1 pseudogene is annotated in these 245 nt (G+C 75.1%); it reads right to left on the bottom strand.

The window, feature by feature from the left end:
• A pseudogene (locus tag ACSNOK_RS35685) lies at positions 1 to 245 on the bottom strand (putative baseplate assembly protein); the annotation flags it as partial.

Here is a 245-nt window from a genome sequence, read left to right as displayed (position 1 = left end):
CCCCGGAGGTGGCGTCGATCAGCACATGCCGGTCGTCCGGGGCGGAGCCGCCGAAGTGCTCGACGGCGGTCCAGGTCTCCCAGCCCTCCGCGGTGGACACCTGGACCACCGGGGGCTCGCCGTCCAGCAGCAGGGGCGGCCGGCTCAGGGTGAACCGCTGGCCCGGGACGCCCTCGGAGACGCCGAGCGGCACATCGGACACGACCTCGGCGTGCTCGACGGTGGCGGTGGCGCCGACGGTGAAC

The organism is Streptomyces sp. URMC 126 (assembly GCF_051386555.1).
GTDB lineage: Bacteria > Actinomycetota > Actinomycetes > Streptomycetales > Streptomycetaceae > Streptomyces.
The sequence above is the reverse complement of the archived record's forward strand: the minus strand, read 5'-3'. Positions and strand labels throughout refer to the sequence as shown.